This window comes from Pontibacter chinhatensis (assembly GCF_900113285.1).
Taxonomy (GTDB): Bacteria; Bacteroidota; Bacteroidia; order Cytophagales; family Hymenobacteraceae; genus Pontibacter; species Pontibacter chinhatensis.
Window position 1 is genome coordinate 1 of record NZ_FOOT01000006.1, and the last position, 13,361, is coordinate 13,361.

Below are 13,361 nucleotides of genomic sequence, written 5' to 3' on the forward strand. Positions count from 1 at the left end.
TTTAAAGCGTCAATTAGAAACCGGTCTTGCAAGGGATACAAAATAGATACGCAGCAACGTTAGCGGGAGAAATCAATAGTTAATATGGGGGGAATACCACCCAACGATTAGTCTAGATGGTGTTTCGTTGGAGGGTCGCTGTGCTCAGCAAATTTCCTCCAATGGCATCTAGACAGTGTTGGTCGAGGTTGTTTTCCCTTTTTTCTCCCGGTACTGTGTTTTTTTTTACTTAGGGAAAACAACCTGCCTGGTTGGGTTATTTTCTCCTTTTAAATTCCATTCTAAGTGGCGCTTTAGCCGGCGGCAATACTGTTAATAGCGGGGTATTAGCAATGTTGCCACAGGCGTCAGGCTCCGGGCAGGCCACCATCAAAAGAAAAACTAGCTTATCATTGGCCTCTCTATGGCCTGCAAGCGGCTGAGAAAGAGCCACTCAGCCGAAGCTAGCCCCTTGACTTTGTCAATTCCCGCCGCTAACTTCGCCCGCTCAAAGTCTTGCCTGGACGCCCCGTCCGAAAGCACCTGGCTTTCTCCCGGCATCGCCGAGCAAGACTTCCAGTCAGAAACGCCATTTCTTCCTTTGGCTCTTTTTCTGTCCCTTGATGAGCTTTAGTGGCCTTTGATGCCCTCCAGTCCCTAAAAAGCCTGAAAGACACGCCACTTTAAAACCTGAAAATAATCCCAATCACGGCCAACGTTTTCGGGCTTTGCGTTCGGGCGGGTTTCGGAGCACAAAGTTTCAATTTATTACTAAAGTTCATTAGAAGCACAAAGCTTCAAGGTTGCACGTCAGCCCGCCTGACGCAAAACCCGTGTTATAGCCAGTTGTTTTAGTGTCTGTGGTCGTCCGATAAACATGGTTCAGCATAACCAATTATTTCTTTTGCTTCCATTTCGTCAAGTTTTAGTTTCACCGGTTTGTAGTCGACCGACACTGGAATTTCCATTGAAAAATATCCTTCATTTACTTTTTCTGAAACACAACCAAGTTTCTCGAAAGTGTCGCGAATTGAATTAATGTTTTGCGACTTGTCCATAAGCACAACTTGAACTGTCGAGTTGCCAGAATAGTTTTCGGTCCTTCTATATGTCAACATTTGCTCTTGCTCGTCAAACTCCGCAAATACAATGTCGTCCGATGCTACAAGAGGAGCGTAAAATGGAATATTGTCAAGCTTATAAAGTCCTCTGTCCTTGTCAACAATTGTCGCCCACATTGTCTCGGCCATTTCTTCGTCAAAAATGTCGCTATGAAAGCGGAATAATATTTTAACGTAATTGTCGTCTTGTGTCGTCATTTTACAATTGGCTATAACTACTGGACATACGTCAACCTACGCTTATCTGTACTATGTACGTAATACCTACTTCCTGTTAAAGTATAACCTGTCGTACCCGATTAGCAGGTCAGCGCGGGAGCCGGGTGGGCGGTAGTAGATGAGGATGTCGTAGTCGTTGCCGGTTTCGAAGTGGCTGCCTTCGAAGTAGCTGTCGTCGGCTGAGCCGCTGCCGGACTTTAGAGTATAGTAGTAGTTGTAGTAGCCCTGCTTCAGAAGCATACGGCCGGTGTAAGCCTGTCGCTCCGCGTCAAAGGTTAATTTGGCCTCCTCAGTCTGTCGCCAGTTTGTTAAGTCGCCTTGCAGGTATACTTCGCCGGGCACCTTCTCTGTCACCTGAAGCTCAAAATCCACCCAGGTATAATCGCCGTTCACATCGCCGTTGCCGTACTGGCGGTTGCCGAAAATGCGCTTGCCGTTGATATCCGGGTCTTGGCTGTAGGCCTGGCCGCTGCGGTTTTTGTCGGTTTGCAGGAATACGACGGTTGGGTTTTGCTGCAGGTCAATGTTATCTATCCCCAGACCCTTAAAATTCAGGCTGCGGGTATCGAAGGCTCGGAACTCGCTTAGGCCCTTAAACAGCTCATTTGGCTCAAAGAAAACATACTCCAGGCGGCGCTGCGCATCGTGCACATAGGTGGGGCGGGCCAGTCGCTTGGCATTGTCCCAGCGGTAGTTCTGGCGCATTACGGCCTTTACCTCGGCAGAAGGGTTTACAATTTCATAGTCGGCATAGAACACATTGAACTCCACCGGCTGGCGTGTTTCCCTGCCTCTGGGGCCAAGCGGAGCGCCCAGCTTGCTGGTTACCGCCACCAGTTTCTGATACACCAGCAGGCGCTGTGTCAGCAGCGGCTTGCCACCCTCCTCCTGCACCAGCAACAGGTAATTTCCGCTCAGCTTTACGCGCGGCACCCGGAACGTATAGTGCACATAGTTTACGCGCGTATTTACCGAGTTCTGTGCATCGGTGATAAAGAATTCGTTAAAGTCGTTCAGAAACTGCGAGTCGTTAAGGCCGGAGGGCTTCCAGTTGGCGTCGCAGTGAATCAGCTTGGCCACCAGCCGGTTAGGCGTCGCGTTCAGCCTGTCGAATTCCAGTATAACCGGAACGCCGGAGCCTAACTCGACTACCGGTGGCTCCAGCACCTCCTCCTCAAAGCCGGTCGCTACGTAGGCTTGCACCGACTGTATACTTTCGTCATAAATAAAATCCTCGTAGCGGAGCTGTGCCTGCTGCGTGGCAGAACTACTTTGCACCTGCTGCTCCAGAGGCACGCATGCCGTAGCACCTGCTGCCAGTGCACTGGTTATCAAGCAAGTATATAATTGTCTTTTCAGCATCTTCGTTTGGGTTGGCCATACTTTGCAAGTATAGCTGTAGGGTTATCAGAACGAATATAGCTAAAAAGTACTAGCCTGCTGCAACAGATGCGATTCTATATTAGATTTATACTTGGGGCTTAATCCTCCAGCAGGTGCGTTTCTACAGCTATTCCCGCCTCCAGCGTTTTCTGCACCGGGCATTTTCCGGCTATCCCTTTCAGCCGCTGGCGCTGCTCTTCTGTTAGGTTTCCTGTGAGGCGCAGGTGCTTAACCACATTTGTTAGCTTGGCGGTTTTCTCTTCGCAGTGCTGGCAGTCGTCAGCGTGGATGCGCTCGTGGCGCAGGCTTACCTCAGCCCGCTCTAGCGGCCAGCCTTTCCGCTGGGCATACATGTGCAGCGTGATAACAGTGCACGAGCCAAGTGCCGCCAGGATAAAGTCGTACGGATCAGCACCTTCTTTTATCCCCTGTGCTATCCCGGACTCATCAATGGTCATGGCATCAGTTCCCGCGCTGATGTGTGCTACCAAAGGGGCGGTGCTCTCGGTGTAAACAGTTACAAAACCTTCTCTTTCTTCTAAGCTCATGATGTATACTTTAGGTGCTGTGTTGTATAAGTATATGGTGATGGGGTAGAAAGGTTTTAGGAAGTCCTGTTGAAAGTATAACTGCTAAGTAAATGTGCGCGTGCCCGCACTTAATGCTTTAGTACTCATTCCTAGCCACGGCTTCCTGCAACTGGATACAAGCTTTTCTTTCTAGCCGTCGTTCCTCCTCTAGTTCCCACCAACCTAACGTTTCATTTCAAATTTGGCTCCCTCAAGGCCGGGAGGCCTCGCCTTCGGGCATCGCGCTGCTTTCGCTTCCTTTGCTCCTGGCGTCGCAATGCCTCGCTTGCGCTCAGCACCGGAACCTCTCGAGGCGCTCAACCCAAAGGCTGGGTAGCATTCGATAGCCACGGCCATTGCTGTCATCTCGACCTTTGGGAGAGAGCTGTTTAGAATTCCAGCCAGATCTCTCACTGCGTTCGAGATGACAGGAAACGTGGTAAGTATAACTCCCCTCCTCGGAGGGGCTGGGGGTGGGTTTATACTTTGTAGGGACAGGTCGCGACATGTCCGCGCTAGAACAGCAACTACGAAGCTTTTACTTCAGCTAAAGTAATGACAGACTTCCCCGCCTTGGCTAAGGAGGGGCCAGGGGTGGTTGGGCGCGGCATTGCTAATCTCCCTCCCCTGTTTTTAGGGGAGGGCCGGGCTGGGGTTACTTACAAGAAAACCGCTCTAAAACCGCAGCAGGAAGGTAGTGCCTTGCCCGAGCTCGGACTGTACGGAGATAGTGCCTTTGTGCAGGCGCATCATCTGGCGCGAGAGGCTGAGACCGATTCCGGATCCGGCTTTTTTAGTGCTGAAGAAAGGGATGAAGATTTTGGCCATGGCCTCCTCCGTCATACCTGGCCCATTGTCTGCCACGGCAATGGTGACACGGCTGCGCTCATCCAGGGCAGCGCGCAGCAGTACCTGCCCGTCGGGCTGCTCGTGCACCGCCTCCATGGCATTCTTCACCAGATTAATCAGCACCTGCTCCACCATACTTCGGTCGGCGGTGAGGAGCATATTGTCGCGCGGACTCTGCACCTGTAGGTCCACTTGGTGGCGTGCAAATTGCTCCCGCAGCAAAAGCTTTATCTCCCGTAGCAGCTCCCCCACGTCGAAGCGACTCATTTGTGGTTTGGAGATGGTGGTGAGGTTACGAAACTCGTTCACGAAGCGGATAAGCCCATCGGATCGGCGACTGATCGTTTGCAGGCACTGCCCGATGTCCTCAAGCTCCTCACGCAGCAGGGTAATTTCTTCGGCATCGGTATCGGTGTAAGTATGGATTTCCTCGCAGGCGCTGGCCGAGAGCGACGAGATGGGCGTAACAGAGTTCATGATCTCATGCGTCAGTACCCGGATCAGTTTACCCCAGGCCTCCATCTCTTTCTCCTCCAACTCTGTCTGGATGTTCTGCAGCGAGGCCAGCCGCACCCTGTCGCCAAGCAGCGACAGCTCGATAACATGCACCGATATATTTGCCTGCTCGCTCTGCTGCCGCATGGGCACGAGCATTTTTTCGCCGCTTTCAAGCTGCAGCAGCTTTTGCCCCAGCACCGGGCTGCTTTGCTCCAGATCCTGCACCTGCCGCAGCTGCACCACTTGCAGCAGCTTTTTGGCGGCGTTATTGAGCAAAAGTATACTCCCGTCGGGTTTGTAGGTGATAATGCCAATGCCGATGTGCTGCACGATAACCTCGAAGTACTGCAGGTGCGCCTCCTTCTCTGCCCGCACTTCCTTAAACTTTTCCATCACCTCGTTTAGGCGCATCGCCAGCATCCGCTGCGTCTTGCCCTCGCCTCCTACATGAAACTGCTCCGTAAAATCGTCATACTTTATGGAGTTGAGAAAGCGCAGGAACAGCCGGTTGGTGCGCTCCATGTACCGCATCAGCAACCAGACCTGCAAAAGTATAAAGAGACTCAGTCCCACCAGCGTGCCGCTATACTCTTGCCTGAACTCGATTTTTGCAAGTATAAAAACGGACACGGCCAGCAGCAGCACACGCAGCAGGAGCTTGAGTTTATAGTGCCTATAGCTCATACTTTTCCAATCTACGATAGAGGGCACCGCGGCTCAGGCCCAGCTCCTTGGCTGCCTTGGAGATATTGCCGTCGTGCTTCTGCAGGGCCCGCTGCACCGCCTCACGCTCCAGGTCGTCCAGGTCCAGCGTTTGGGCGGTAACAGCAGGTGCAGCGGCAGGCCCTTCCTCCGACAGGAAGAAGAAATCTTCGGCCTGCAATTCGCGGTTATCGCTCATGATAGAGGCGCGCTCCAGGGCGTGCTGCAACTCACGCACGTTGCCAGGCCAGCCGTAGCGCCTCAAGCGAGTCAGGGCCGACTCTCCGAGGCGCTTAACGGGCTGTTTATACTTATGGGCATACTCCTGCAAAAAATGATCGGCAAAAAGCGGGATGTCCTCCAGGCGCTCGCGCAGGGGCGGCAGGTGCAGCTCCACAGTGTTAATGCGGTACAACAAGTCCTGACGGAACTCGCCCCGCTGCACCATCTCTTTCAGGGGCATGTTGGTGGCACAAATCAGGCGCACATTAACCGGGATGGGTCGGTTGGTGCCAACCCGGATGACTTCGCGCCGTTGCAGCACCGTGAGCAGCTTGGCCTGCATGGCCGGCGACAGGTTTCCGATTTCATCCAGGAACAATGTGCCGCCGTTGGCCGCCTCTATCCTTCCGACGCGGTCTTCCTTGGCATCGGTAAAGGCGCCTTTTTTGTGGCCAAAGAGCTCACTCTCAAAAAGCGACTCGGTGATAGCGCCCATGTCCACGGTTACAAACACCTTATCGGCCCTAGAGGAACGATCGTGTATGGTGCGGGCGATCACCTCCTTCCCAGTTCCGTTCTCACCAAGCAAAAGGATGTCGGCATCTGTTCTGGCTACTTTATCGATAATGGTGAACAACTGACGCACGGCCCGGCTCTCCCCTTGTATGATGTTTCTGCCTGTGTTCAGCTGGGTGTTGAGCGCGCGGTTTACCTCTTTCAGCTGGTTTACTTCCCGGTACGAGTTGCGCAGTCTGGCAGCGGCCGACAGCGTGGCTATCAGTTTCTCATTCTGCCAGGGCTTCAGCACAAAATCGGTGGCACCCTCTTTCAGGGCCCGCACCGCCATCTCCACATCACCGAAAGCAGTAATCATCACCACCACCGCCGAAGGGTCGTACTTGAGGATCTCCTTAAGCCAGTAAAACCCTTCCTGTCCGCTCGTAATATCCTGGCTGAAGTTCATGTCGAGCAGGATGAGGTCGAAGTCTTCGTTAGAAAGCAGGAACGGGATTTTTTTGGGGTTCTTCTCCATCACCACTTCTTTGGCGTGTCGCCGCAGCAGCATTTTGGCCGAGAACAGCACGTCCTCGTTATCATCAATCACCAGGATGCGCCCCAGATTTTGTTCTTCCATAGTTTTGTTTTGAATGCTTGATTATGTGATGGAGCAACGCTATACTTCTACCTGGTATAAAAATACTATGCCAGTTTTACATTCATCTAATATAGGCAAATTAGCGCATAAAGTATGAATCAGGTTGTCCGGTGATGGACAGAAAGTGTCCGGCAGTGGACATAGCAGAAAGCCTATACTTACGCCTGCCAGCCTGTAGTGCCCTTTTAAGGCTTTGGCACAGCTCTTGGCATTTGGTGTAGAGGAACAAGATGCCTACCTCAAACAGTAGAACTATGATAAAGATGTATTTCCTCACGGCCCTGCGTTCGCTAATGCGCAACAAGAGCTACAGCCTGCTCAATATTGCGGGGCTTACCTTGGGCATTACCTGCAGTATCCTGCTTTTTCTGGTGATAAAGTATGAACTTAGTTACGACACCTTCCACTCCAAGGCCGATCGCATCTACCGCCTCACCACCGTATACAATGCGGGCGACGAAGCGCAACACCATATCGGTACCCGGTTCCCTATCCCCGAGCTGCTACGAAGCAATGACAACCTGGGTATGGAAAAGACGACCATTGTCTATGGCGAGGAGTCGGCCCAGATTAACGTTATCAGCGACAAAGGTGACGCTCCGAAGCGGTTTCTGGAAGACAAACCGATTGCCTTCGTAGAGCCGTACTACTTCGACATCTTTGGCTTTGAGACGGGAGAGACAGACCCGCGGCCCGGCTTGGCGGAGCCGAACAACGTGGTGCTTACCCAAAGTACCGCCGACAAGTATTTTCCGGAGGGGGGCGCTGTTGGAAAAATGATCCGCTTCAACAACATCGTGACGCTGAAGGTGACGGCCGTTATTCCCGATCCGCCCTCTAACTCCGACTTCCCCTTCACCATGCTTATCTCCTACCCTACCATTAAGAACTACACCAAGTTCGACATGACCACCTATAACATGCTGACAAGTAATTTTCAGCTGTATGTATTGCTGCCGGAAGGCGTTTCTCCTGAAGCAAAGTCAGCGGAGATATCAGCCTTCGTTAACAGACACCGGGAGAAAGACAGAAGAGGGAAAGAAAGCTATGAGCTACAACCCCTGAACGACCTGCACTTTAACACGGATTTAGGCAATTTCGGGCAGCGCACTATCGCCAAGGAGATTATCTGGTCGATGGCGCTGGTAGGGATATTCCTGGTGATGGTGGCCTGCATCAACTTCATTAACCTGGCCACCGCACAGGCCGTGAAGCGCGCCAAGGAGGTGGGCGTGAGAAAGGTGCTGGGCAGCAGCAAAAACCAGCTGGTGCTGCAGTTTATCGGCGAGACCTTCCTGATCACGCTGCTGGCTACGTTCTGCTCGGTTATACTTACTGAGCTGTCGCTGCCCTACCTCAACAGCCTGCTGGAGCTGGAGATCTCGTTCAGTATTTTCTCTGATCCGGCCATCCTGTTGTTCCTGGTAGTGGAGGTGCTGCTGGTGACTCTGTTTGCCGGCCTTTACCCTGCCATCATACTTTCCAATTTCCAGCCTATCGCCGCGCTCAAGAGCCGGATTAACACGCAGCAGGTAGCTGGCCTGCCCATCCGGCAGGCGCTGGTGGTACTGCAGTTCACCATCTGCCAGGTGCTCATTATCTGTACCATACTTGTAAACGAGCAGATGGACTACTTCCGAAGCAAACCCCTTGGCTTCACGAAAGAGGCCATTGTAACGGTGCTGCTACCAAACCAGGCAGGCAAAAAGATACAGCCCCTATATGAGAAGTTCCTCACCAACCCCGCCGTACTTGGTGTAAGCTTTTCGGGTGCCCCGCCTTCATCCAACTTTACCTGGGGCTCTAACTTTGCCTACAATAACTCCAGCGAGGACGCCACTTTTGAGGCAAACCTGAAGTTTGCGGACGAGCACTACCTGAAGCTGTACGACATCAAGCTGGCCGCCGGACGCGCCTATTCCAACTCTGACTCGTTAGCCGTGCTCATCAACGAAACCATGCGCCGCAGACTTGGCATTGAGAGCCCTGCAGCAGCCATAGGCAAAACAATACGGGTCGGCCGGGATTACAAAGCTCCGATAGTTGGAGTGGTGGAAGATTTCCATCAGAATTCGCTGCATGCCCCTATCGACCCGACTATCATGTTCACCGGGCCGGATGAATACCTGTTCATGAACGCCAAAATTGACATGAGCCAGAAGCAGGAGGCGATAGAGCACCTGGAGAAAGTATGGAACATGGCCTATCCGGATGATGTGTTCAGCTACGAGTTTTTGGACGAGACAATCGCTAACTTTTACCAGGAAGAGGCGCGCCAGAGCAAGCTGTTCAAGATCTTCTCTTTCATCGCCATCTTTATCGGTTGCCTTGGCCTGTATGGATTAGTGGCCTTCATGGCCGCGCAGCGTACCAAAGAGGTGGGCATCCGGAAGGTGCTTGGTGCCTCCATCTTCAATATTGCCATCCTTTTCTCCAAGGAGTTCATCAAGCTAGTAGCGATAGCCTTCGTGCTGGCTGCACCCATTGCCTACTACATTATCAGCCTCTGGCTGCAGGACTTTACCTACCGCGTAAGTATAGAGTACTGGCCTTTTGTGCTGGCTGGCCTGGCGACGCTCTTTATTGCGCTGCTAACCATGGGTGCTAAAGCCGTGCAGGCGGCCTTGGCGAATCCGGTGATATCTCTGAAAAGTGAGTAGAAAGTATCAGCTACAGCCTTTATACTTTGGCTGAAGTATAAATGTAAAGTATAAAAGCCGGCGCCACCCTCCTCAGGTGGCGCCGGCTTTTCCTATCAGTATAAGGTAAAGTATAAATCAGTAATTCACCTCAGTGGCCGGCACATCTACCAGTATAAATGTGGCCTCGGCGCTGCCGTGCAGGCTGATAATATCCTGGCTCTCAAGCCGCACCTGGTCCCCGGTTTCGGCTTCCACGTTATTAACCAGCATTCCCCCAGTCAGCACATACACCAGTGCCTTCCGGATTTTGAATGTTTTAAAATCGATGCTTTCCCCGCGCCCTACATGCCCATAATATACTGTGGAGTTAGAGTTGAGGTACACCACGTTTTCGAGCACTTTCTGACCTGTTACGAGCGGCACCAGTTTGTTTTTGGCATCCAGAAAATCAAGAGACATGCTCTCGTAGGCCGGGGCGAGACCCTTTTTGTTGGGCAGGAACCACAGCTGCAGCAGCTCTGTGTTTTTGTCGGAGTTGTTGGACTCGGAATGGGAGAAGCCGGTGCCTGAGGTCATGCGCTGCACATCCCCTGCTTTCAGGGTAATATCGTTGCTAAGGCTATCCTTGTGGGTCAGCTCACCATTCAGTACAATGGTTACAACCTCCATTTCGGCATGCGGGTGCAGCGGAAATCCGTTTTGCCCGGTTATGCGGTCGTGGTTGAAGACACGCAGCGGACCGAACTGCACGTTGGCGGGGTCATAGTAATCGGCGAAGGAGAAAAGATAGTACGACTCCAGCCAGTCTCCTATTTTAGCATGATGATGCTCAGCAGCAGGTATCAGTTTTATCATAGTTGGTTTTTCTAAGATGCACAACGTTACAGGCCGCAGGCCGCGCCCTGTTTGCTTAGGCTTTACGGATACCGTTGATTTCTTGTTAGCTAATGGCAGGCAGGGCAACAAAAAAGCCTGATACAGCACCCATGGCTGCATCAGGCTTCCATAAAAAGACGTTAGTACTTACTCTGCCTTCTTCAGTTTCTGCATCTCTTTCTGCAGGTCCAGCACAATGCTCGAAAGCTTGTCGAGGGACAGGTCTGCAATAGGGAATGTGGAACTGATGTAGGACTTGGCCTCCCATATCTCCACCACATCACCGACATGTACCTCATAAGGCGAGTATACCGGGTTATCGGAGTGCAGGCGAAGCACGGAGGCATCTTTCAGTTTGTTAAAGATGCGCTTAAACACTACGCCCTCCTTCTGGCTCACGATGATACACGGGGTGCCGTCTTTTATCTGGCTCCAGTCCTCAATAAACCGGCCCACGATAACAGTCCCTGAAGCAATCGGCAGCATCGAGTCGCCATTAATCTCAAAGGCACGGTAAGTACCGCCGGTACCGAGCATCGGCAAACGGAAACGCGGAAGCTCCTCTATGAACTCTGCATCGGCATAGCCATTGAGGTAACCGGCGCTGGCCTTGTAGGGCACTAACTCAATGTTCTCGTTTTCCTGCTCGTCCACGGTGATAGCCAACACACGAAGGCTGCCGCCATTGGCACGGGCAGCAGTATTTTCTGAAGCCGATGGGGCCTCGTGTACCAGGTCGCGGGTTATCAGGTCATCGAGCGATACATCGAACAGCCTGGCCACATTCACCAGCGTACTCAGTTTCGGCTCTGCCCTTCCCTCCTCATAAGCACCCACCAGGGAGCGCTTAATATCCAGCTTCTCGGCAAGTTGTGCCTGCGTATAGCCTGCCTGCTTGCGCAAGTGTCTAATGTTTAATGTAACCAACTGCATAGTAGCTCCTTAATTATACTTCGGTCAGCCAATTTTTAGCCGCTCGCGTGTAAAACTAATAAATAATTAGCAATAATACTAACTTTATTAGCAGAAATACTAAGTTTATACGAAAATCGTATAATCCAAATAACAGAATAAATTTTACGTTTCTAAGAATATTGAAAATTGTTTCTATAGTGCAACTTTATGTTATAGCAATAATGTACTTATACTTTGAGAATTGCTTTTAATAGCAGAATTTTATAGCACAATTATAAGGCACAGCAAAAACAGAAATTCTATTTGAAACAACTCTACATCCAATAACCCTCCGACGATAGTACAGAAAAATCCAATACACTTTGATTTTTCGGCACAACATTCCCCACATCCGCATGTGGGTCTGCTCCTTATACCCTGTATATAACTATACAAAGCCACACCATTAAAATTTACACTTAATACGGACCTAAAAGTGAACTTTTTAAAGTTTACCCAGGTTTCGGTGTGGTATTTATTGCACTTTAAACTCAAAAAACCATTTACAACCCTATTACTCAACTTTTAGCTATGATTCGTATGATTACCCCCGGTCGCACAGTGGCTTTTGCTGCCCTGGCCTCCATTATGACTCTGTCAGGCTGTCAGAAAGACGAACTGATGGAAAACCAATTCACCCAGCCTCAGGCATCGTTCTCTGCTCAGGACGGCCAGGCGATTGAAGGTCAGTACATTGTGGTGCTGAAAAACGGCAACACCTTTAACACGAGCAATGGCCAGGACTTTAAGGTGAGCAAAACAGAAGCCGCCATGAAGCGCGACCGCGTGTTAACAGCCTCCAAAATTGAGAGCAAAGAGGTGCAGCAAGTATATGAAGGCGTGGTGAACGGCTTTGCAGCCCGCCTTACTCCCGGACAGTTAGCAGCATTGCGTAATAACCCGGAAGTAGCCTATGTAGAGCAAGACCGTATCATTGCCCTTGCCCCAAAGTGGTCAGAAAAGTCTGAGATAACTGAAAAAGGAAACGGCAGAGAGCGGAACAACGCTGTTGGCTCCTCTAAAATAGACGGCGGCAACGGGAAAGGCAATGGCGATGTTACTGGAAAAGGTAATGGCAAAGGAAACGGAAAAGGCGGCGGTACTACTGAACCTGCTCCTACTGAGCCGGCACCGACTGAGCCAGCCCCAACCGAACCCGCTCCATCTGAACCGGCCCCATCAGAGCCGGCTCCTGTAGAACCAGCTCCATCTGAGCCAACTCCGACTGATCCGGCCCCAGCCGAGCCTACTCCTACAGACCCAGCTCCGGTTGAGCCTGCTCCAACCAATCCTGCCCCTGCTTATAGCGCCATCACCCCGCTCGCCGGTGAAACCATTCCGTGGAACATCGAGCGTACTGGCTACGGTGACGGCACAGGCAAAACTATCTGGGTAATTGACTCCGGTATCGACACCGACCACCCGGACCTGAACGTGGATATTGCCAGAAGCTTCTCCTTTATCTATGGAAACGAGTCTATAGAGGATGGCTATGGCCACGGCACCTCAGTGGCAGGCATTATCGCGGCAAAAAACAACGGCTCAGGCATGCTGGGCGTGGCGGCTAACGCCACTATCGTTGCCCTGCGCGTATTTGACGACGCCGGCGCCGGCACTGTTTCAAGGGCTATCTCAGCGGTAAACTATGTAAACAGAAACGGCAAGCCGGGTGATGTGGTAAACATGAGCCTGGGCAGCGGCATCTCCTCTACCCTGGACAATGCCGTGAAAACTGCTGCAGCTAATGGTATTCTTTTCGCCATTGCAGCCGGCAACAGCAACGTGGACTGCGCCGGTTCTTCGCCAGCCCGTGTTGATGCCCCTGGTGTTTATACTGTTTCGGCCATGGATAGCTATCACAAAATGTGGGCTTCCTCTAACTTCGGCGCCAGCGTAGACTTTGCAGCCCCGGGTGTTAACGTGACAACCACCACTAGAAACGGCAGTTTCTCTGGTGGCCACTACGGTACCTCTATGGCCGCGCCTCACGTGGCAGGTATACTTGCTCTCCGTGGCGAGGTGCTCAGCCAAGGCTACATCACCGGCGACAAAGACAGTACTCCGGATCCGATTGCTTCTTTAAAATAAAGAGCAGCAAAAGTATAAATCATCCGGGCCGCCTAAGTATAGGCGGCCCGGATGATTTATTTTTAGTTGTGAATATGATTCAGGATGACTCTCAAAGTGTAAA

The 13,361-nt window shown here is 51.7% G+C and carries 9 protein-coding genes; 2 read left to right on the plus strand and 7 right to left on the minus strand.

Annotated elements, in window-relative coordinates:
- Window positions 1–830: 830 nt before the first annotated feature.
- The 5 genes from BM040_RS16450 to BM040_RS16475 all read right to left on the minus strand — a co-directional run bounded on the left by BM040_RS16450 (window position 831) and on the right by BM040_RS16475 (window position 6,677).
- Window positions 831–1,298, minus strand: coding sequence for a DUF4265 domain-containing protein (locus BM040_RS16450; protein WP_092103842.1), 468 nt, complete (start codon window positions 1,296–1,298; stop codon window positions 831–833).
- Window positions 1,299–1,364: 66 nt separating this feature from the next.
- Entirely contained in the window at window positions 1,365–2,654 is a 1,290-nt protein-coding gene (locus BM040_RS16455) for a type IX secretion system plug protein (protein ID WP_245756267.1), read from the minus strand.
- 146 nt (window positions 2,655–2,800) lie between these two features.
- Complete coding sequence (locus tag BM040_RS16460) at window positions 2,801–3,250, minus strand: OsmC family protein (protein ID WP_092103846.1); 450 nt, start codon at window positions 3,248–3,250, stop codon at window positions 2,801–2,803.
- A 696-nt stretch (window positions 3,251–3,946) separates the two neighbouring features.
- Window positions 3,947–5,302: a sensor histidine kinase gene (locus BM040_RS16470; protein WP_092103850.1), complete on the minus strand. Its 1,356-nt coding sequence runs from the start codon at window positions 5,300–5,302 to the stop codon at window positions 3,947–3,949.
- Window positions 5,292–6,677 carry a sigma-54-dependent transcriptional regulator gene (locus BM040_RS16475; RefSeq protein WP_092103852.1) on the minus strand — a complete coding sequence of 462 codons (1,386 nt, stop codon included), beginning with the start codon at window positions 6,675–6,677 and terminating at the stop codon, window positions 5,292–5,294. The genes BM040_RS16470 and BM040_RS16475 overlap by 11 nt, the downstream gene beginning before the upstream one ends.
- A 275-nt stretch (window positions 6,678–6,952) precedes the next feature.
- On the opposite strand from BM040_RS16475, the gene BM040_RS16480 reads away from it, so the two are divergent.
- Window positions 6,953–9,358 (plus strand): ABC transporter permease, encoded by a 2,406-nt coding sequence (locus BM040_RS16480; protein WP_092103855.1) that lies wholly within the window; start codon window positions 6,953–6,955, stop codon window positions 9,356–9,358.
- A 117-nt stretch (window positions 9,359–9,475) separates the two neighbouring features.
- On the opposite strand, the gene BM040_RS16485 is transcribed toward BM040_RS16480, so the two are convergent.
- Window positions 9,476–10,195, minus strand: a complete 720-nt coding sequence (locus BM040_RS16485; RefSeq protein WP_092104299.1) for a pirin family protein — start codon at window positions 10,193–10,195, stop codon at window positions 9,476–9,478.
- Window positions 10,196–10,363: 168 nt separating this feature from the next.
- The gene (locus BM040_RS16490) at window positions 10,364–11,119 is read right to left on the minus strand and encodes a helix-turn-helix domain-containing protein (RefSeq protein WP_317040190.1); all 756 of its coding nucleotides are present in this window, start codon (window positions 11,117–11,119) and stop codon (window positions 10,364–10,366) included.
- 582 nt (window positions 11,120–11,701) lie between these two features.
- On the opposite strand from BM040_RS16490, the gene BM040_RS16495 reads away from it, so the two are divergent.
- Window positions 11,702–13,258, plus strand: a complete 1,557-nt coding sequence (locus BM040_RS16495; protein WP_245756268.1) for a S8 family serine peptidase — start codon at window positions 11,702–11,704, stop codon at window positions 13,256–13,258.
- The last annotated feature ends 103 nt before the right edge of the window (window positions 13,259–13,361 follow it).

Bases quoted from the DNA above. Each gene is read 5' to 3' on its own strand.
- BM040_RS16450 (WP_092103842.1), bottom strand. From the start codon at position 1,298: ATGACGACACAAGACGACAATTACGTTAAAATATTATTCCGCTTTCAT.
- BM040_RS16460 (WP_092103846.1), bottom strand. From the start codon at position 3,250: ATGAGCTTAGAAGAAAGAGAAGGTTTTGTAACTGTTTACACCGAGAGC.
- BM040_RS16470 (WP_092103850.1), bottom strand. From the start codon at position 5,302: ATGAGCTATAGGCACTATAAACTCAAGCTCCTGCTGCGTGTGCTGCTG.
- BM040_RS16475 (WP_092103852.1), bottom strand. From the start codon at position 6,677: ATGGAAGAACAAAATCTGGGGCGCATCCTGGTGATTGATGATAACGAG.
- BM040_RS16480 (WP_092103855.1), top strand. From the start codon at position 6,953: ATGATAAAGATGTATTTCCTCACGGCCCTGCGTTCGCTAATGCGCAAC.
- BM040_RS16485 (WP_092104299.1), bottom strand. From the start codon at position 10,195: ATGATAAAACTGATACCTGCTGCTGAGCATCATCATGCTAAAATAGGA.
- BM040_RS16495 (WP_245756268.1), top strand. From the start codon at position 11,702: ATGATTCGTATGATTACCCCCGGTCGCACAGTGGCTTTTGCTGCCCTG.